The 19,542-nt window shown below is 38.8% G+C and carries 15 protein-coding genes; 12 read left to right on the top strand and 3 right to left on the bottom strand.

Annotated features, from left to right (window positions below; all coding sequences use genetic code 11):
• Positions 1-35 precede the first annotated feature (35 nt).
• The 7 genes from ACWATA_RS16320 (at position 36) to ACWATA_RS16290 (ending at position 7,498) form a co-directional block, all read left to right on the top strand.
• Entirely contained in the window at positions 36-860 is an 825-nt protein-coding gene (locus ACWATA_RS16320; RefSeq protein ID WP_028413925.1) for an aldo/keto reductase, read from the top strand.
• Between the two features lie 354 nt (positions 861-1,214).
• Positions 1,215-2,726, top strand: coding sequence for a histidine ammonia-lyase (gene hutH / locus ACWATA_RS16315; protein WP_154972748.1), 1,512 nt, complete (start codon positions 1,215-1,217; stop codon positions 2,724-2,726).
• A 49-nt stretch (positions 2,727-2,775) separates the two neighbouring features.
• A complete protein-coding gene (hutU, locus tag ACWATA_RS16310; RefSeq protein ID WP_154972749.1) occupies positions 2,776-4,437 on the top strand; it encodes a urocanate hydratase in 1,662 nt (553 codons plus the stop codon).
• 16 nt (positions 4,438-4,453) lie between these two features.
• Positions 4,454-5,743, top strand: coding sequence for an imidazolonepropionase (hutI, locus tag ACWATA_RS16305; protein WP_155017160.1), 1,290 nt, complete (start codon positions 4,454-4,456; stop codon positions 5,741-5,743).
• Positions 5,718-6,701, top strand: coding sequence for a formimidoylglutamase (hutG, locus tag ACWATA_RS16300; RefSeq protein WP_154991508.1), 984 nt, complete (start codon positions 5,718-5,720; stop codon positions 6,699-6,701). The genes hutI and hutG overlap by 26 nt, the downstream gene beginning before the upstream one ends.
• A gap of 197 nt (positions 6,702-6,898) precedes the next feature.
• Complete coding sequence (locus tag ACWATA_RS16295) at positions 6,899-7,330, top strand: MarR family winged helix-turn-helix transcriptional regulator (protein WP_033578526.1); 432 nt, start codon at positions 6,899-6,901, stop codon at positions 7,328-7,330.
• Positions 7,331-7,333: 3 nt separating this feature from the next.
• The gene (locus ACWATA_RS16290; protein WP_165573357.1) at positions 7,334-7,498 is read left to right on the top strand and encodes a hypothetical protein; all 165 of its coding nucleotides are present in this window, start codon (positions 7,334-7,336) and stop codon (positions 7,496-7,498) included.
• A gap of 85 nt (positions 7,499-7,583) precedes the next feature.
• On the opposite strand, the gene ACWATA_RS16285 is transcribed toward ACWATA_RS16290, so the two are convergent.
• Together ACWATA_RS16285 and ACWATA_RS16280 are read right to left on the bottom strand one after the other, a co-directional pair.
• Positions 7,584-8,522, bottom strand: coding sequence for a nucleoside hydrolase (locus ACWATA_RS16285; RefSeq protein WP_154991507.1), 939 nt, complete (start codon positions 8,520-8,522; stop codon positions 7,584-7,586).
• Between the two features lie 33 nt (positions 8,523-8,555).
• Complete coding sequence (locus ACWATA_RS16280) at positions 8,556-8,690, bottom strand: hypothetical protein (RefSeq protein WP_258524438.1); 135 nt, start codon at positions 8,688-8,690, stop codon at positions 8,556-8,558.
• 389 nt (positions 8,691-9,079) lie between these two features.
• Between ACWATA_RS16280 and ACWATA_RS16275 the strand changes: the two genes are divergently transcribed.
• From ACWATA_RS16275 to ACWATA_RS16260, 4 genes are all read left to right on the top strand, one after another.
• Positions 9,080-10,501: a YfcC family protein gene (locus tag ACWATA_RS16275; protein WP_154991506.1), complete on the top strand. Its 1,422-nt coding sequence runs from the start codon at positions 9,080-9,082 to the stop codon at positions 10,499-10,501.
• 50 nt (positions 10,502-10,551) lie between these two features.
• Positions 10,552-11,724 carry a beta-aspartyl-peptidase gene (gene iadA, locus ACWATA_RS16270; protein ID WP_028413918.1) on the top strand — a complete coding sequence of 391 codons (1,173 nt, stop codon included), beginning with the start codon at positions 10,552-10,554 and terminating at the stop codon, positions 11,722-11,724.
• A gap of 93 nt (positions 11,725-11,817) precedes the next feature.
• The gene (locus ACWATA_RS16265) at positions 11,818-14,370 is read left to right on the top strand and encodes a cyanophycinase (RefSeq protein WP_473049978.1); all 2,553 of its coding nucleotides are present in this window, start codon (positions 11,818-11,820) and stop codon (positions 14,368-14,370) included.
• Positions 14,371-14,582: 212 nt separating this feature from the next.
• Complete coding sequence (locus tag ACWATA_RS16260) at positions 14,583-16,628, top strand: sigma 54-interacting transcriptional regulator (protein WP_033578530.1); 2,046 nt, start codon at positions 14,583-14,585, stop codon at positions 16,626-16,628.
• Between the two features lie 59 nt (positions 16,629-16,687).
• Here the strand turns inward: ACWATA_RS16260 and ACWATA_RS16255 are convergent, their stop codons facing one another.
• On the bottom strand, positions 16,688-17,764 hold the full coding sequence (locus tag ACWATA_RS16255) for a cyanophycinase (RefSeq protein WP_033578531.1): 1,077 nt from the start codon (positions 17,762-17,764) through the stop codon (positions 16,688-16,690).
• A 424-nt stretch (positions 17,765-18,188) separates the two neighbouring features.
• Here ACWATA_RS16255 and ACWATA_RS16250 point away from each other — a divergent pair, with 424 nt between their 5' ends.
• Positions 18,189-19,457: an MFS transporter gene (locus ACWATA_RS16250; RefSeq protein WP_033578532.1), complete on the top strand. Its 1,269-nt coding sequence runs from the start codon at positions 18,189-18,191 to the stop codon at positions 19,455-19,457.
• The last annotated feature ends 85 nt before the right edge of the window (positions 19,458-19,542 follow it).

Genomic DNA, 19,542 nt, shown 5'->3' with positions numbered 1-19,542 from the left:
CTTTGAACTTTTTAACAAAAAAGGAGACATGTAAAATGAATATTGTCACATTAAACAACGGCTTAAAAATGCCTCAGCTTGGATTTGGCGTATGGCAAGTAGAAGATAACAAAGCAGCAGCTGCAGTGTCAAAAGCAATTGAAGTTGGATATACCTCTATCGACACAGCTATGATTTATAAAAATGAAGAAGGAGTAGGTCAAGCGATTAAAGAATCTTCTGTTCCTCGGGAAGAGCTGTTTATTACAACAAAAGTTTGGAACAGCGACCAAGGCTATGAAAATGCACTACGTGCGTTTGATGAAAGCCTAGAACGATTAGGACTTGATTATGTGGATTTATATTTGATTCACTGGCCTACTCCTCAATATGATGAGTATGTGGAGACGTATAAAGCATTAGAAAAGCTTTATCACGATGGCAAAGTAAAAGCAATTGGCGTCTGCAACTTTGAAATTGAGCATTTGGAGCGCTTGTTAAATGAATGTGACGTAACGCCTGTTTTAAACCAAATTGAGTGCCATCCGTATCTTGCTCAAAATGAATTAAAAGAGTTTTGCGCCAAACATAATATTTTCGTGGAAGCATGGAGCCCTCTTGATCAAGGAGGAGAAGTGTTACAAGACGAGGTTATTCAAAAAATTGCTGAAGTACATAGCAAAACTCCGGCTCAAGTTGTATTGCGCTGGCACTTACAGAACAACACAATTGTCATTCCTAAGTCAGTTACACCGTCTAGAATAGAAGAAAACTTTAACGTGTTTGATTTTGAACTTACTGCTGATGATATGGCAGAGATTAATGGATTAAACAGCAACCGCCGCAAAGGTCCGCACCCAAGCGACATGAACGTCCGATAACGTTTAAAAAATAAAATTGTGCAGCCGTGAATCATCGCTGCTATAAGAAATAACGATTTTATTTCAGATTATTTAAAATTTTCTTAAATAATAATTGACAAATGATTAATTCAGCGTAATACTTAGTGTAGGTACCCTAGTTGCTTTAAGTTGTACAGCTTAAAGTGTATAGTGATTTAGTCATTTAGCGATTGTATGTATAAGTGAAATACTGATTATTAATAAAAGCCCATAGTGTAAGTAGGTTGGTTTATAGGGGGCTATATCAAAAGGAGCTTATTTCCTCTTTGATATAGCCCCTTTTTGTGTTCAAAAAGAAAAGGCAGTCTACAGTTTAACAAGGGAGCGGGTATGATGTTTATTCAAATTGATGGAAATTCACTGACGTTCGACCAAATTTACAAAGTTATTTACCAAGGATACTCCGTGAAAATTAGCGATCACGCAGTTGAACATATACAAAAAAGCAGAACGTTAGTTGAAGAGAGCATTACGAACAACAACGTAATTTACGGAGTGAATACGGGATTTGGAAAGTTTAGTGATATGGTTATTTCAAAAACAGACTTAGCTGATCTGCAGATTAACCTGATTCGCAGTCATGCCTGCGGACTAGGAGAGCCATTTTCGTTAGAAGTAAGCAGAGTCATGCTGCTTTTACGAGCGAACGCATTAGCTAAAGGGTATTCCGGAATACGACTGGAAACCTTGCAGCTTCTTATCGATTGCTTAAATCAAAACGTAGTACCGGTTATCCCGAGTCAAGGTTCGCTTGGAGCTAGCGGTGACTTAGCCCCGTTATCACATCTAGCGCTGCTGCTAGTTGGAGAAGGAGAAGCTGTATATAATGGTCAGCGAATGCAAGGAGAAGATGCTTTAAAGCTAGCAGGGCTTGAACCTATACAATTACAGGCAAAAGAAGGGCTAGCTTTGATCAACGGCACTCAGGCAATGACGGCTGTAGGAGTAGTTTCGTACCTTGAAGCTCAAAAGCTCGCTGATCTTGCTGACGGAATTGCAGCACTGACATTAGAAGGTCTGCAAGGTATTGTAGAAGCATTCATGCCTGAGTCACATGCAGTAAGACCTTACCCGGAACAACAGCAGGTAGCTGCCCGAATTCTTTCGTACTTAGAAGGCAGTCAATTAACTACTTCTCAAGGTCAAATAAGAGTGCAAGATGCTTATTCACTGCGCTGCATTCCTCAAGTTCATGGTGCTATTTATCAAGTTTTAAATTATGTAAAAGAAAAGCTGTTAATTGAGATTAATTCAGCAACTGATAACCCGCTCATCTTTGCTGACAGCGGCAAAGTAATTTCTGGAGGGAATTTTCACGGGCAGCCCATTGCGTTTGCTATGGATTTTCTAGGAATTGCAATGGCGGAGCTTGGGAATATTTCTGAACGGCGCATTGAACGAATAGTAAACCCTCAGCTTAGCGGGCTGCCCGCATTTTTAAGTGCAGATCCAGGTCTAGAGTCCGGGCTCATGATTACTCAATACGCTGCGGCTTCATTAGTTTCCGAAAATAAAGTATTAGCGCATCCATCAAGTGTTGATTCTATCCCATCTTCAGCGAATCAAGAAGACCATGTCAGCATGGGAACGACTGCTGCACGTCATGCTTATCAAATTATCCAAAATACAAGAAGAGTTCTATCAATCGAAGCAATTTGTGCGGCTCAAGCAGCCGATATTCAAGGAGTGGATAAACTTGCTTCAGAAACAAGAAAAATTTATTCAAGAATTAGAAAAACCGTACCAACCATTATGAAAGATCGAATTTTCTCACGTGATATTGAGGCGTTAGCAGCTGATTTCAAAACTTTTGTGCAAGATACGAATTATGAACTAGCACTGTAATAAAAAGTTAGTTTAACAGTTTTTCATTTTTATAGAGGAGGAAAACGAAATGGAGACAAAACAAAGTGGAATAAAAGCACCTCGTGGAACAGAACTAACGACAAAAGGCTGGGTACAAGAAGCCGCTCTTCGCATGCTTCTAAACAATTTAGATTCCGAAGTAGCAGAGCATCCGGAAAAGTTAGTCGTATACGGAGGGATCGGAAAAGCAGCCCGTAACTGGGAGGCGTTCGATCGTATTGTAGATACGTTAAAAGAATTAGAAGAAGATGAAACGCTTCTCATACAGTCCGGCAAGCCGGTTGCGGTTTTTAAAACGCACAGTGATGCGCCGCGTGTTTTATTAGCAAATTCAAATCTTGTTCCTGCTTTTGCGAATTGGGAGACGTTCCATGAGCTCGATAAAAAAGGGTTAATGATGTACGGGCAAATGACTGCAGGAAGCTGGATTTATATCGGAAGCCAAGGCATTGTTCAAGGAACGTATGAAACATTTGCTGAGTGTGCCAACCAGCATTTTAACGGAACTTTGAAAGGAACCATTACGTTAACAGCTGGATTAGGAGGAATGGGAGGTGCACAACCGTTAGCCGTTACGATGGCAGGCGGCGTTGTCATTGGAATTGATGTTGATCGCACGCGTATTGAAAAACGTATCGAAACAAAGTATTGCGATACGGTAGTCGAAAGTGTAGCTGATGCAATCACGTTAGCTGAAGATGCAAAAAGATTGGGCAAAGCGCTGTCCATTGGATTAGTTGGAAATGCAGCCGAGATTTTGCCTGAAATGATAAAGCGAGGATTTATCCCAGATATTGTGACAGATCAAACATCGGCACATGATCCGCTTAACGGATATTTGCCGATTGGAGTCAGCTTAGCAGAAGGAGAAAAATTGCGGAATACAAATCCAAATGAATATATAAAACAATCAAAAGCAAGTATGGCTATTCACGTTCAAGCCATGTTAGAGATGCAAAGAAAAGGCGCGGTTGCTTTTGACTATGGCAATAATATTCGCCAAGTGGCGCTCGATGAAGGTGTCGCGAATGCATTTGATTTCCCGGGATTTGTCCCAGCGTACATCCGTCCGCAGTTCTGTGAAGGAAAAGGACCGTTCAGGTGGGTCGCTTTGTCAGGAAACCCAGAAGATATTTATAAAACAGATGAAGTCATTTTACGTGAGTTTTCGGATAATACGCATCTTTGCAACTGGATTAAAATGGCGAGAGAAAAAATTGAGTTTCAAGGATTGCCGGCTCGTATTTGCTGGCTAGGCTACGGAGAAAGAGCGCGCTTTGGAAAAATTATTAATGACATGGTAGCAAACGGAGAGCTGTCAGCGCCTATCGTTATTGGCAGAGATCATCTAGATGCCGGTTCCGTGGCTTCGCCAAATCGTGAAACTGAAGCAATGAAAGATGGCAGTGATGCAGTAGCAGACTGGCCTATTTTAAATGCATTAGTCAATACGGCAGCAGGCGCAAGCTGGGTATCCGTTCACCACGGAGGAGGAGTAGGTATGGGGTATTCTCTGCACGCTGGAATGGTTGTAGTAGCAGACGGGACGGAAGATGCCGCTAAACGTCTAGAACGTGTTTTAACAACAGATCCTGGCATGGGTGTTGTTCGTCATGTAGACGCCGGCTATGATAAGGCCATTCAAACTGCAAAAGAAAAAGGGATACAAATTCCCGCGTTACATGAATAAAAAAGGAGGGATACGTATGACTATTACGTATATCAAATGCGCTGAACAAGTCATTACGGTTAAAGGTGGAAGTCAGCCTAGACGAGAGGAAGAAATGTCAGATCTAGGAATCATTGAAAATGGCAGCGTACTCGTTAAAAATGGAAAAATTGTATTTGTTGGGCCTGACGTCAAAGCGCGGGAATACCTTGAGCATATCCATGAACCTATTAATATAATTGATGCCGAAGGAAAAATCGTAACGCCTGGGTTAATTGATCCCCACACTCACCTTGTGTTTGGCGGCAGTCGTGAAAAAGAATTAGAAATGCGCTTAAACGGGGCAAAGTATATTGATATATTAAAAGCGGGAGGAGGAATTTTACAAACAACCGTTAGTACACGACAAGCAACAGAAGAGGAGCTAATCAAGCAATCTACAAAACGTTTAAATAAATTTCTGCAGTACGGAGTTACAACTGTCGAAGCCAAAAGCGGGTACGGTTTAAATCTTAAAGATGAAATCAAACAATTAAAAGTAGCGAAGAAACTGAATGAACAGCATCCAGTAGATGTTGTTTCAACCTTTATGGGAGCTCATGCGGTGCCAGCTGAGTACAAAGGAAAGGAAGATGAGTTTGTTCGTTTTGTTATCGAAGAAATGATACCAATTGTTGCAAAAGAAGAGCTAGCGGAGTTTTGTGATGTATTTTGTGAAGAAGGTGTGTTTACAGTTGAACAGTCAGAGCGTATTTTACAAGCTGGAAAAGCATACGGACTAAAACCTAAAATCCACGCCGATGAAATTGTGTCTTTTGGCGGGGCAGAATTAGCGGCTAAAGTGGGAGCTGTGTCTGCGGATCATTTATTAAAAGCATCGGATCAAGGAATTAAGCAAATGGCTGAAAGCGGAGTTATAGCCGTTCTATTGCCGGGTACTGCATTCTTTTTAATGGAAGAGCCGGCGCGTGCTAGAAAAATGATCGAAGCAGGGGTACCGGTTGCTTTGTCTACAGATCGAAACCCAGGGTCTTCTCCTACGGAATCGCTGCCGTTTATTATGAATTTAGCTTGTTTAACGATGAAAATGACGCCCGCAGAAGTTTTAACAGCCTGTACGATCAACGCGGCTCATGCCATTGGCAAAGGGGATCAAATCGGAAGTATTGAAGTAGGTAAAAAAGCCGATTTAGTGCTATTTGATGCGCCCAATTACCAAACGCTGCAGTATAACTATGCCGTAAATCTTGTAGACACGGTATTAAAAGATGGGAAAGTTGTGGTTGAAGGCGGTGTTTTACATGAACTATCCGTACCCACAGCTTGATCGACCGCCTTTTTGCTGGCAGCGTCAAAGTACTTCTGACCCAAAAGTAAGTGATTGGATTCAGACAGTTGAAGATGGGTGCAAAGTCGACTTTACATCGATAGATATTACGGTTTTGGGCGTGCCTCTTTCAAGATCCTCCATTAGCGCTTCTGGAGCCAGTGAGACGCCAATGGCCATGAGGAAAATCTGGAAATCCTTTAATCCGTATCATATTGAGTATGATACGGATTTGACTTCCTTGTCAGTGTTGGATTTAGGTGACGTCAAACAGCACGTAACGGATATAGAGAAGTCTCATCAGTATATAAAAGAAGCGATGATGTCTATGCGGAAATGTCATCCGCATGCGCTGCCTGTTATGCTCGGAGGAGACCACTCCATTACAGCTATGTTAGTAAAAGGATGGAAAGAGTCACATCCCGAACAGAAAATAGGAATTTTACAGTTTGATACGCACTTTGACTTACGAAGCTTAGAAGACAATGGCCCTTCTAACGGAACACCCATACGAAATTTAATTGAAAGCAACACAATTGATGCAACTCATGTATGGAATATTGGGCTTCACGGGTTTTACAACTCAAAATCGTTAAAGGAATATGCGGATAGCAAAGGCGTTCATTATGTAACGCTACTGCAAGCAAGAAAAGCGGGAGTAACTCATACGGTGAAAGAAGTACTAAAACAGCTGAGCAAAGAAGTAGACATGATCTATTTAACCGTTGATATGGACGTGTTAGATATTGCTTACGCACCTGGAGTTCCAGCAGGAACCACAGGGGGAATGAGAACGGAGGAATTGTTTGAAGCGGTATACACGGCTGGGAGTCATCCGCTTGTTCAAGCAATGGATATCGTTTGTCTAGATCCGCTGCGTGATGTAAGAGAAATAACTGTAAAAGCAGGCGTACACGTATTTTTGAATTTTTTAACGGGAGTTGTAAACAGAAAGTAAGGGAGTATACTTCCTTGCTTTTTTTATCGTTAAATAGCTGCTTACATAGGATTAATAAACTTTTTTTTAGAGCGAGATAACATAACTTTAGAAGTGTGTATGGGTTTTAGTAAATATATTTTTACTAAAATCAACTATTTATATTGTTTTTATTTAAAATTAGTAATAATATATTTACTAAAGAAGGTGAGTATCTTATGGAGGAAAAACTGGCTAAGGAATATATCGCTTTAATACCGGTTTTATTTGAAAACTTCAAGAACTTAAACAAGAATGAAGTGAAATTAACACATTTACAAAATCACGTAGTTGAATTCATGTATATGAAAAAAAGAGATTTGAATATTAAGGAAATTAGTAATGGATTAAATATTGCCAAACAACAGTTAACGAATGTTATCAGTGAATTAGAAAATGAAGGATATTTAATCAAAATGCCTGATCCGCGAGATAAGCGTGCAGTTTTAGTCTCATTAACGTCTAAAGGAAAAAATATTCAAGAAGAAAAATGGAGAGGGATTTATAGTAATTTCAATACAAATATCTCCAAATTAAATGAAGAAGAGCAAATAGACCTGCAGTTTGCTCTTCATAAATTAAATATTTTGTTAAAAAAGATGGAGGGATAAATTATGAACCAAAGAGAACGGATTTCACTCATTAGTGTAGGTGTTATAGGCGGGACAGTAATGGGAGTAATTTATAAAGATATATCCAACTGCTTGATTACAGGTGTGATTGTTGCTTCAATCATTACTTTAATGCTCAATCAAAAAGCGAAAAAAACAGCTAGATAGTATGAATAAACGTAAGACAGCACCAGCAAGTTGTGAACTCGACGTTCTGGTGCTGCCTCTATAAAATTTATCTTCTAGATGAACATTACGAAGCTGAATATGTTTTGAGAGCCTCAATCATTAAATTCCAAAATGCGTCTACATCAAGAGTTAAACCGAATTTAGCATTGGGTTTCCTCCCTGTGACTCCAAGCAAATCAACTGAAGTTGTTCCAGCCGTGTATTCTCCGCGTGTTTCTACTACAATATTAACTTCTTTTAGCGTAAATAGTTCTGGAGCTACACAATAAGCAACGGTCAATACATCGTGAACAGGAGGGCCATTAAATCCAAAGGTTTCTTTATAGGCAGATTTAAAAAATGCTAATAATTCCCCGACCTTTTTTGCTACGTTATTATCGATGTTCACGACTTGGTTAATAACGTCATCTGTTGCAACGGCTTGATGCGTAATATCTAACCCCATTACTACGAGTGGGATGCCGCTATCGAACACTTTTTTAGCCGCTTCTGGATCTGCCCAAATATTAAACTCAGCCGTTGGTGTCCAGTTCCCGAAGGTTCCACCGCCCATAAGGATAATCTCTTCAATGTCTTCTTTCATTTCTGGAGCTTTCATTAAAGCTAAGGCAATGTTTGTTAAAGGGCCTGTAGGTAAAAGTGTAACGGGACCTTCTGACTCTTTTACCATTCGTATAATAGTATCTACTCCGTGTTCTTCACTCCAGCTGCGAGACAGAGGAGGGAACTCAGGGCCGTCTAACCCTGAATCACCATGTATGCTAGGAGCGTTTTCACGCGTGCGAATCAATGGTTCACTTGCTCCTTTTGAGACAACCACGTTATGTAAAAATACTAAATCACACACTTTCAAAGCGTTCACTGTCGTTTTTTCAATTTCTGCGTTTCCCGAAACAGTTGTGATCGCTAAAATATCTAATTCCGGTCGTGCGGCAGCCAAAATAATAGCAATAGCATCATCATGACCTGGATCACAGTCCATAATAATCTTTCTTTTTTTCATTATGATCACCTCTATAGAATGGATAAATTGCTGTTAATTTTGCGTGGATTTTATTTTCTCTAAAATAGCTGCTGTAAACTCCAATGTAGAGGCATGTCCGCCTAAATCTTTCGTTTTCACTTCATCTTGAAGCGTTTGATAAAGTGCGTGTTCTACTGTAGCAGCCACTTTTGTAAGTTTGTAATCCGCATGTTTTTCAGCTAGCCATTTGAGTGTAGTATTTTTTTATGTCTATAGATTAAATTCTTTTATCTTTCGTTTTGCCCCTTTTTTAAAAAAGAACTAGCTAATGGTTTCATGCTCCAGATTTTCTATCAACTAGCTTCTTAATTGGCGTTATTAAATTTTAAAAAACACCCAATTAACACCTAAAACACATTTTAATTATATCATAATTCAGAAAATTAAACGGTTATACGTTGGCACGAAAATTGCTTGTACTATATGTGAAGAACACAAGAGAAAGGAGCAATGTGTAGCTGCAGATAAGGAAGCTGCTTTTAAAGAACGAGATGTCTGTTTAAAGTTATTATTTCACAATGAAGGGGAGAAGAAGAATGAGTGAACCGCAAAAGGAAATGAGTTCATTAAATCAGGTACGGAAAAAAGAGAGGAAAATAAACGTTTTTGCTTTATTGTTAGGCTTTCTTGTGATTGCTACTATTTTAACGTATATCTTGCCAGCCGGAGAATACGCACGTGTAGAAGTAGACGGACGAACAACGGTAGATCCTCAGTCGTTTAAATGGATTGGTTCTACACCTGTTGGATTCTTTGATATGGTCAAAGCGATACATACAGGAATGGTAGAAGGAGCCGACATTATCTTTTTTGTATTAATTATCGGCGGTTTCTTTGGTGTACTAAGCGCTACGGGGACAGTAGATGTATTGATTACAACGATGGCTAAAAAGCTTGCTACTAGAGAAAAATTATTAATTCCTGTTATGATGCTATTTTTTGCGGTAGGCGGTTCTTTAATGGGGATGGCGGAAGAAACGCTAGCTTATATTCCTCTTTTAATTCCGCTGGCACTTGCTCTTGGATTCGATGCATTAACAGGGACTGCTATTGTTTTAATTGGCGCATCGGCTGGTTTTACTACGGCCGTTATGAATCCATTTACAGTAGGTGTTGCACAAGGAGTAGCAGAGCTTCCTATGTTTTCTGGAATGGGCTTTCGTCTCATCTTATTCGTAGTTGTTTATGCTGTTTCAGTATGGTTTGTCTACCGATATGCGATGAAAGTGAAAAGAAGTCCTTCTATAGGAACATACGGAAAATACAGCATAACTAATGCACATAAACTTTTAAACTCTGATGCGAAGTTAACTAGAAAGCATAAATGGATTATGGCAGCATTTCTTGTTAACTATGTAATTCTTGCTTTTGGTGTTATTAAATATAAGTGGTACATTACTGAAATTGCCTCTCTGTTTGTGATTTTGACAGTGGTGATTGGGATTATTGGAAGGCTCTCTGTTGAAAATACGGTTAAGTCGTTTACAAACGGGGCAGCAGCACTAGTTGGAGGAGCGCTTGTTATTGGAGTTTCTCGCGCAGTTCTTGTTGTTTTAAATGAAGGTCATATTGTAGACCCTATGCTTCATCAAGTATCTGGAGCTATTCAACATATTCCGGGATATTTAAGCGTCATCGGAATCTACAACTTCCAAGCGCTGATTCATCTTATTTTAGCGTCTGGAACGGGTCATGCGATGCTGACGATGCCAATCATGACCCCTCTTGCAGATTTGCTTGATATTACGCGACAAACGGCTGTATTATCTTTTTCTTTTGCAGACGGCATCGGAAATATTATCTTCCCAACGGCTGGAACATTGATGGCTGGTTTAGCGATTGCGGGGATTTCATGGACAAAGTGGGCAAAATGGGTGTTGCCGTTAGTCCTTATTCAATATGTGATTGGTCTAATAGCCGTTGTGATTGCTTATTTTATCAATTACGGGCCATTTTAAGAGATAGAAAAATGTAATTTGTAAGTTGAGCTTACTAGGAGGAATAGAAGTTGTTAACCTTAATCAAAAACGCAGAAGTATATGCACCACAGCACTTAGGAAAAAAAGATATATTGCTTGCAGACAGCAAAATCATCCTTATAAAAGATTGTATTGATCATGTAAATACGTCCATTCCTATTGATGTTGTAGATGCCGCTAATCACATTATAGCTCCAGGCTTCATTGACTCACATGTTCATATTATTGGCGGAGGAGGAGAAGGTGGATATAAAACACGCACTCCTGAACTAATGTTAACCGATGCAACGACTGCCGGTGTTACAACTATTGTAGGTGTACTTGGAACAGACGGTACAACAAGAAGAATGGAAAACCTTCTGGCCAAAGCAAGAGGGTTAGAAGAAGAAGGGATCAGCTGCTTCATTCACACAGGTTCCTATCAAATACCGGTAAAAACGTTAACTAATAGCATTGAAGAAGATCTTATTTTAATTGATAAAATTATCGGAGTAGGTGAAATTGCCATTTCCGATCACCGTTCTTCTGAACCGACATTTGAAGAACTGGTGAAGGTGGCTTCCGCTGCCCGCAATGGAGGGATTTTATCAGGGAAAGCCGGAATATTAGAGATTCACGTAGGAGACGGAGAACGAAAATTATCTTTATTGAATCAAATCGCAGATAAAACAGACCTGCCAATTCGTCAGTTTCACCCTACACATATTAATAGAAATGAAGAGCTGTTTAAAGAAGGAATTCAATTTGCAAAGCGAGGCGGATATGTAGATTTTACGACTAGCACGATCCCTCACTTTTTAGAAGAAGGCGAAGTTAAGTGCAGCAAAGGGTTACGCATCATGCTGGAAGAGAAAGTGGCGATTGACAGCATTACGTTTTCATCCGATGGAAACGCGAGCCTGCCGTTTTTTGATGATAACGGAGATTATAAAGGTCTTCAAGTTGGAAAAGTGTCTTCTTTATTTCAAGAAGTACGAGATGCAGTATTAGAGGAATCAGTACCGTTAGAAACAGCTCTTCAAGTCATTACTTCTAATCCTGCCAAAGTATTAAAACTGTCCAATAAAGGGCATATTCAACCCGGAAAAGATGCAGATTTAGTCCTTTTAGACAAAGAGACGCTAACAATTAAAACGGTTTTTGCTCAAGGTAAAGTAATGGTAAAAGACGGTGTCCCTGTTGTGAAAGGAACGTTTGAATAACAGGGTTTAGATATCATTTATCGAAAGTATCGCGGAAAGGATACGAGCTAATTAGAGAAGGGTATTAAAATTTGCGTGGAAAGGATCTTTCAAATGAAAAAGAAACTGGTTTCATGTCTCATCAGCTTTACATTACTTTCTTCGTTGAGTACACCCCTGCTTGCAAAAGCACAAGAAAATACTGAGGGCATTAAAGGCAGCCTTGTTATTGCCGGCGGAGGTGTAGGAACATCCAATCACGATATATATGAAAAATTTCTCTTGCTTGCTGGGGGAAAAGAAAAAGCCAAAGTAGGGATTATTCCAGCTGCTAGCACAACGCTGCAGTCTTCTGAAAAGTTTAAGGAAGACCTCGTGAAATACGGAGTAAACTCAGATTCTATTCAAATTCTTCCCGTTTCCAATCACGATTTTTCTGACACACAAAAAGATGAATCGACTTGGAAGAATCAAGTGAACGACAAGAAGTTATCCCGTACGATTAAAGGACTAACGGCAGTTTGGTTTGTTGGAGGAGACCAAACAAAAATTGTGGATTCCCTTCGTGAAAATAATGGAAACGATTCTGAAGCGTTAAAAGCTATCTGGGATATATATCGTAAGGGAGCAGTTATCGGAGGTACAAGTGCAGGAGCTGCAATTATGAGTGACGTCATGATTACAGGAGGAGACAGTCTAGGAGCTTTAAAAGAAAGTATAGGAAACAAGGAAAATAAACATGTAAACGAAAACCAACACAATAAGAAAGAATACGAGCCTCTATCAGTTCAAAAAGGGCTGGGATTTTTCCAACACGGCATAATTGATCAGCATATGGATGAACGAGCACGACTTGGGCGACTGGCAGTAGCTGCGTATAATGCTGAACGTGACAAAGAAAAAAACTTTGCATACGGTGTAGACGAAGATACTGCTATGGTCGTTAACGATAAAGATCAAAAGGTTGAAGTCGTTGGAAGAAGCGGATTAGCTGTATTAGATATGAGCAAAGCTAAGCTTATATCTAAGCAAAAAGTGCGTTCAGGCTTAGAGAACATAAAAGTCAGTTACTTATCTCCTGGAGATAAAATTAACTTTCATTTAAAGTCATTTGAATTTCCAAAAGATAAAGTAGAAACAAAGGGGTTTGAATATTATTCCTTTAACGCACTGCCTGCTACGGGTGTTTTTACACCGTATGGAAGATTAAAGGCTTATTTATCATATTCTTTCGTTGATAATAAATCAATGAAATCTGCTAACAGCTATGTTTATGACAGTAAAGGGTCTGGATACGAAATTGCTTTCCAAAAGGATAATGACACAAACGGCTACTGGCGGTATACTGATGGACAAAAAGATGATTATTCCATTGTCAATGTAAGAATGGACATTACACCTAAAACCGTAAAATTTCAACCGGATAAAAAAACTAGTTTAACGTATAAAAAACCTACTTTTTCTTCATCTGAAAGTCCTGCATACGACGAGATTAAAGGTAATCTCTTAATTGCAGGAGGAGCGCTTGGAAGCAGTAATTCAAGCGTGTATGACAAGTTTATTACTCTTGCAGGAGGAAAGCAGGCCAAAATAGGGATTGTTCCTGCAGCAAGTACTAAGTTCGACTCCTCTAATCAGTTTAAAAGTGATTTAGTTAAATACGGAGTGAAGGCAGAAAATATAGAGATTTTACCTATTTCAAACCACGACTTTAAAGGAACTTCTGAAGATGAGTTGACTTGGAAAACAAATATGAACAGTGATAAACTAGCCCAAAAAGTTAAAGGGCTAACAGGCATTTGGTTTGTAGGAGGAGATCAAACCTTGATTACGGGCTCCTTGCGTAATGAAAATGGTTCGGACTCAAACGTTTTACAAGCCATATGGCATACGTATAAAAACGGGGCAGTACTTGGCGGTACGAGTGCCGGAGCGGCAATTATGAGTAATACTATGCTGGCTGGCGGAGATAGCTACGGAGCGCTTTCATACGGATTTACAGACACGTACGATGATATGGCTCAGCAAGAAGGCGGTCCTGCTTATTTAGAAAAAGGGCTCGGCTTTTTCCAATACGGTCTTGTAGATCAGCATTTTGACAACAAAGCAAGACTAGGACGCCTTATTGCAACAGCATATGAAAAAGGAAATAAAAATCAGCTTTCTTACGGCATCGATGAAGATACTGCTATGGTGGTAAACAATAAAGAAAAACAAATAGAAGTTGTTGGAAGAGGCGGTATTACGCTAGTTGACTTAGCAAAGGTACAGGCAAATGACAAATTTCCGAGTGATTACAAAAATATTCTTATCTCTTGTATTACGCCAGGTGATAAAGTAAATATCACAACAAAAGAAATCGTCATAAACCCAGCTAAAACATCTACTAGAAAAAATGAATACTACAGTGAAAAGGTTGGGCCAAACACGGGTCTTTTCTCTCCGCACGGTGTATTAAGGAAATTTTTAGCTTACGATCTTATTGATAACGCTCAGAGCAAAGAAATAAAGAGCTATGCGTTTAACCAAGGCAAAGGTTTTGAGCTTACCTTCAGAAAAAGCCCTGAAAGCAATGGCTATTGGGCTTATACCGACGGTCAAAAAGACGATTACTCTATTGTGAAAGTAGCCTTAGATATCAAACCAATAAACGTAGACATTAAATGAGAAAAAAGTAATTCAATGCATCTAGCACTTTAGCATATCGTGCCTCCACCCATTAAAGTGGAGGCGCTTTTTTCTACTTATTTTTATTTACAAAAGGGACAAACGTCCGCTAGATGAAATGCACAGCAAAGTATAAAATGATAGGTATAGTATTCCAAGACTAATCTCTGAAGGCAAGTCAAGTTAAAGGCCTGTAGAAAGGTGTCCATACGATGAAAAAGAAATTAGTTTTAATAACAGGAAGCAAGCAAACTAGAATCATTTTACACAATCAATTAAAAGAGTTGCTAGGCGATTATATTTTTATTGAATGCTTTGCGATTGATGAAGAATTACCAAGAAAAATTGATGGAGATGTTGTTCTTTATTCATCAGAGAGTATATATCATGAAATGAAGAACAGATTAGACGTTCAGCATGCACATGAAATTGTAGGAAATAGAACAATTCATCATAAGCATATAAATGAATTACTGAAAATCCCTGCCCATACAAAAGTATTAATTGTAAATGATGACGATAAAGAAACTCTTAAATTAATAGAATCTCTTTATCAAGTAGGCATTAATCATGTTCAGTTTATCCCTTTTAAAAAGCAAAAGACCTATTACGAAGGTGTTGAAATTGCAGTTTCTCCAGGTGAGGTTCACTTGTGTCCCCCATACGTAAAGCATGTAATTGATATAGGCGTTAGACTTTTTGACATGGCGACCATTTTTGAACTTATAAAATCATTCGGTTTTAATCAGTCTAATCATTCAATTATTTGGGATCGCTATTTGCGAAACATCATTGTGCTGCAAAAAAAACTAATAGAAGCAGAAGGGAAAATGAAAGAACTTCACCTTCATGTAAAGAGTATTGTAAACGTAGTAGAAGATGGTATTCTTGCCGTGGATTTTAATAGAAAAATTACGTTATTCAATAAAAGGTTAGAATCACTGTTCCAGCTAGCTTCTTCCGATGCTATAGATCATGAGATTCAAAGCGTAATTTCTAACAAAGGCCTTGTGGAGTTTATTATATCGTCCGATGAGAAAAGTCAGTACTTTAACATAAATGGGTACGAAATGGTTATCTATAAGTCGATGATTGAGAAAAGCAATACTACTGTAGCAACGTTTAAAAGTGTTAATCAAGCTGTTGAAATAGAAGGAAAAGCGCAGTCAGAACTTAGAAAAAACGGATTTTCTGCTAAGTATAACTATCAAGATATTATAGGAGAACACCCAGCTTTGCTTAAAACGATTGAAATTTCCCGGAAAATGGCTGCCACTGAGTATCCTATTTTGATTCAAGGAGAAACCGGTACAGGAAAAGAGCTGTTTGCTCAGGCTATCCACAATCATTCTACACGTAAAAACGGACCGTTTCTTGCCGTGAATTGCAGTGCCATGACCGATACATTACTAGAAAGTGAGCTGTTTGGGTACGAAGAAGCCAGCTTTACAGGAGCGCAGAAAGGCGGCAAAAAAGGGCTGTTTGAGAGCGCTGATAAAGGTACAATCTTTCTAGATGAAATTGGTGATATCAGCCCGCGTTTACAAACTCAGCTTTTAAGGGTGCTTCAAGAAAAAGAAATTAGGCGGGTAGGAGGTACAAGAGTCATTCCGATTAATGTAAGAATCATAGCAGCCACTCACAACAATTTACTACATAAAATGAAAGAAGGTCTGTTTCGAGAAGATCTGTACTATCGTTTACATGTATTATCTTTAACGATTCCTCCTTTAAGATATAGAAGAACCGATATTCCTTTACTGATTCATCATTTTATGTCCAAATCGAAAACGTGGACGCATATCCATCCAGAAGCGATGAAGCTGCTTATCGAACATGAATGGTTAGGAAATATAAGAGAATTAAAAGGCGTAATTGAGTATTTACTTACCGTCTGCGATGACAACGAAGTGAAAGCAAAAGACGTAGAGTATAGGCTTAGTAGTCAAAAAGAAAATCATTCTTTGTATGAAGTTGAAAATGAATCGGTTGACTTAATCGAACTTCAAGAAAATCGTGCCCTGTTAGAAACGATAAAACAGTGTAATGATACAGGAAAAGCAGCAAGCAGAAAGTGGATCACCCAGCATTTAAAAGGCTTTACGCTTACAGAACAGCAGGTGAGAAATCGTTTGGATGTACTAGAAGAAAAAGAGTATATTATAAAGCGCAGAGGCAGAGCCGGAACGAAAATAACAGAAAAAGGACTGCATTATCTATATCATTTAAAAACAAAACAGCATTTAATCAATCCTTGATGTGCGTAAGGAAGGGAAACTTTACTGATCAAGCTTCCCTTTTCTTATTCAATTACCGTTTACGGCTGATTTCCGCCGTAAACTTTTCCTGTAGAAGAAGTAATAACACCGCTGTTTACGTTTAAAGTATAAGCTAATCCTCCAGAACCTGTCCAAGTGGAAAGATTAAAAGTGCTGCCATTAAATAGTTTATAGATAGAAATATTATTAAACGTCAGCGGCTGACCGTTTGCACAAGTGGTAGGAGCCATATTCGTTTTAGCTAGATAAACAGCTGCATTTGTAGAGCCCGGCTGTGTTACGACCTTAGCTGAACCATCTTTTTCTACCAACAGTGCTGACTGTTCATTAACAGCAATCCCTTTTGCGCTTGTTCCAGTTTCTTCTCCATCTTTAATATTACGTGCAAGAAAGGTTAAAAAGCGTCCCATTCTATCTCGTTGTTCAAAATGGGTGTCTGTTTGAATGTTGTTGTTATGAGGTGTTTGAATCAAATAATCTGTAAAGGAAATAAGAGAACTATAAGGATTGTTTAGCGCTGTTTTAGAATCTAAAGTTGTAGAGCCTGCTGAGATAGAGTCGTAAATGTGATCCCCTTGAATCATAGTACCAGCACTTGTTCCTCCAAAAGGAATGCCTTGATTAATACGATTATTTAATGCTGTAAGAGCGGGAGACCCTTCTAAAAAATCTACATAATCAGCTTGATTGCCTCCAGCAAAAAAGATGCCTTCTGCTTTATTAATCTTATCTATTAAAGAAGAGTCTGAACCTGCTCTTATTAAATCATCGACGACAATTGTGCTAACAGAGTTAAGAGGCTTACCTATGCTTTTTGCTAGGTCGTAGATATAAGAGTTATAGGCATCAGTACCCGTCGCTCTTATAACTAAGAAATCTCCGCCGTTTGCCTTTTGAATCATCCATTTGAACGCTTCATCTACATCGATGCTTCCACCCATATAGACTTGTCCAAAGCTTGTACTAGTCGCTTTGTCTGCAGTACTTCCGACTTGATAAAGTGTATAAGGTGCAGATGCAGCAGAAGCTGAAATGGGCAGTAAAAGAGATGCTGCGAGAACAGCACCAGTAATGACCTGCTTTTTAATACTTTTCTTACGTTTAACTTTTTTCATAAAGTTCTCCTCCTTTAGTAAGTGTTCATAGATGAACATGCAAGTTTTATACCAACTTATTAAACAGCTGAAAAGCTGTGAAAGAAGAGGTCTTTTGAAAAAAACACGGGTGATATAGGTTCTTTATGGGTTCTTATTGAATTGCTTTATAACCAAAAATGACAAGAAGAACTCTAACTTGGATGCCTAATAGTGAAAGGGAAATAGTAAAGGATATATTTTAAAAGTCCATACCTCATTGAAAAATAACCTTTAAAAACTTAAAATTATCATAGAAAGGAAAAACAAGGATAAAAAGAAGAGCTGTCCGCAATAGCGACCTATTTATCAAACAGACCTTCATTCTATCAATATCTTCATCTCTTAAACGTTTTCCACCAGCATTTCTACGCAGAAAAAATTATACATGAGAGGATCTATCAAAATGAACAAGCAGGAAAGTAGTTATAGATGGGTGGTTTTTGGAACCGCTTTATTAGCGTATTATTTGATTGTCAGTCAACGAACAGCCCCCGGACTTATTACCGAGCAGTTAATGAAAGATTTTCACGTTTCAGCATCCGTTATAGGATTGATGACGAGTATACAATTTTTAGCCTATGCAGGCCTTCAGATTCCTGTTGGTTTACTTTCTGACCGGTACGGTCCAAATCGATTTCTTATCATCGGATCGCTTTTAACCGGAATAGGAAGCCTTATCTACAGCACATCTCCCAACGAATATGTGTTAATTTTTTCTCGTTTGCTAGTCGGTACCGGAGACTCCATGATTTTTGTCAATTTAGTGTTAATTTTAAGTCAGTGGTTCAAGGGAAATGAGTTTGTAAAGCTTTTAGGTTTAATTGGGCTGGTAGGAAGTGTGGGGTCATTATCAGCTACCGTGCCTTTATCTATGTGGATCTCCTTTTCAGGCTGGAGAGTTCCTTTTCTTAGTATAGGTCTAGTTTTAATCGCGGTATCTTATTTGCTTTATGTCGTTTTAGTTATAAAACCTAAACGATTATTTGTAGATGATGCTAAAGCAAATAAAGCCTCTGTTAAGACTCAAGAAAGCGTATGGGCGATCCTAAAAAGGGTAATGACGACTCGTCAAGCATGGGCAACATTTCTTTGTCATTTTGGTGTAGTAGGTACATATATAGGTTTTATTGGCTCTTGGGGAGTTCCTTATGGCATGAATGTGTTTCATTTATCTCGCGCTGATGCAAGTCAGCTTATTATGTATGGTTTGTTTGGCGCTATGATTGGCGGACCTTTAATTAGCTGGATATCAAGCAGGTTAAACTCCATTAAAAAAATCTATTCACTCGTCCATCTTATTGTGGTGCTTAGCTGGACAGGATTATTATTAACGGGAGTGAAACCTTCATTCATGCTAGTCGTTATTTTACTTTTTATCATCGGATTTGGAAACGGCGCAAGCGCTTTGACATTTGCCGTAGTACGTCAATCTTTTTCAGTAAAAGAAGTAGGAGTTGTATCAGGTTTTGCTAATATGGGAGGCTTTTTAAGCGCCGTATTATTACCTAGTATTTTCGGAAATGTCCTTGATTTATTCCCTGAACGCTCGCTGCACGTGGGCTATCATTATGCTTTTATGATTCCCATTTTGTTTTCAATGATGGGGTTGTTAGGTGTCTTACTAATTAAAGAAAAAGGAAAAAAGGAGCAGAAGGTGCTGCATGCTTCTTAATTGGCTTTGAATAAGTAAGTTTCAGCACACAAGCGTGTATCTGTAGTATAAGACATATATTATGTGGTTATTCCCGATATAAATC

This window comes from Priestia sp. USM5 (assembly GCF_058323215.1).
This window is presented reverse-complemented; position numbering and strand designations above follow the sequence as displayed.

What these genes read in the sequence shown, in the direction of transcription:
- ACWATA_RS16320 (WP_028413925.1), top strand. Translation starts at nt 36, where the DNA reads ATGAATATTGTCACATTAAACAACGGCTTAAAAATGCCTCAGCTTGGA.
- hutH (WP_154972748.1), top strand. Translation starts at nt 1,215, where the DNA reads ATGTTTATTCAAATTGATGGAAATTCACTGACGTTCGACCAAATTTAC.
- hutU (WP_154972749.1), top strand. Translation starts at nt 2,776, where the DNA reads ATGGAGACAAAACAAAGTGGAATAAAAGCACCTCGTGGAACAGAACTA.
- hutI (WP_155017160.1), top strand. Translation starts at nt 4,454, where the DNA reads ATGACTATTACGTATATCAAATGCGCTGAACAAGTCATTACGGTTAAA.
- hutG (WP_154991508.1), top strand. Translation starts at nt 5,718, where the DNA reads ATGAACTATCCGTACCCACAGCTTGATCGACCGCCTTTTTGCTGGCAG.
- ACWATA_RS16295 (WP_033578526.1), top strand. Translation starts at nt 6,899, where the DNA reads ATGGAGGAAAAACTGGCTAAGGAATATATCGCTTTAATACCGGTTTTA.
- ACWATA_RS16290 (WP_165573357.1), top strand. Translation starts at nt 7,334, where the DNA reads ATGAACCAAAGAGAACGGATTTCACTCATTAGTGTAGGTGTTATAGGC.
- ACWATA_RS16285 (WP_154991507.1), bottom strand. Translation starts at nt 8,522, where the DNA reads ATGAAAAAAAGAAAGATTATTATGGACTGTGATCCAGGTCATGATGAT.
- ACWATA_RS16275 (WP_154991506.1), top strand. Translation starts at nt 9,080, where the DNA reads ATGAGTGAACCGCAAAAGGAAATGAGTTCATTAAATCAGGTACGGAAA.
- ACWATA_RS16265 (WP_473049978.1), top strand. Translation starts at nt 11,818, where the DNA reads ATGAAAAAGAAACTGGTTTCATGTCTCATCAGCTTTACATTACTTTCT.
- ACWATA_RS16260 (WP_033578530.1), top strand. Translation starts at nt 14,583, where the DNA reads ATGAAAAAGAAATTAGTTTTAATAACAGGAAGCAAGCAAACTAGAATC.
- ACWATA_RS16255 (WP_033578531.1), bottom strand. Translation starts at nt 17,764, where the DNA reads ATGAAAAAAGTTAAACGTAAGAAAAGTATTAAAAAGCAGGTCATTACT.
- ACWATA_RS16250 (WP_033578532.1), top strand. Translation starts at nt 18,189, where the DNA reads ATGAACAAGCAGGAAAGTAGTTATAGATGGGTGGTTTTTGGAACCGCT.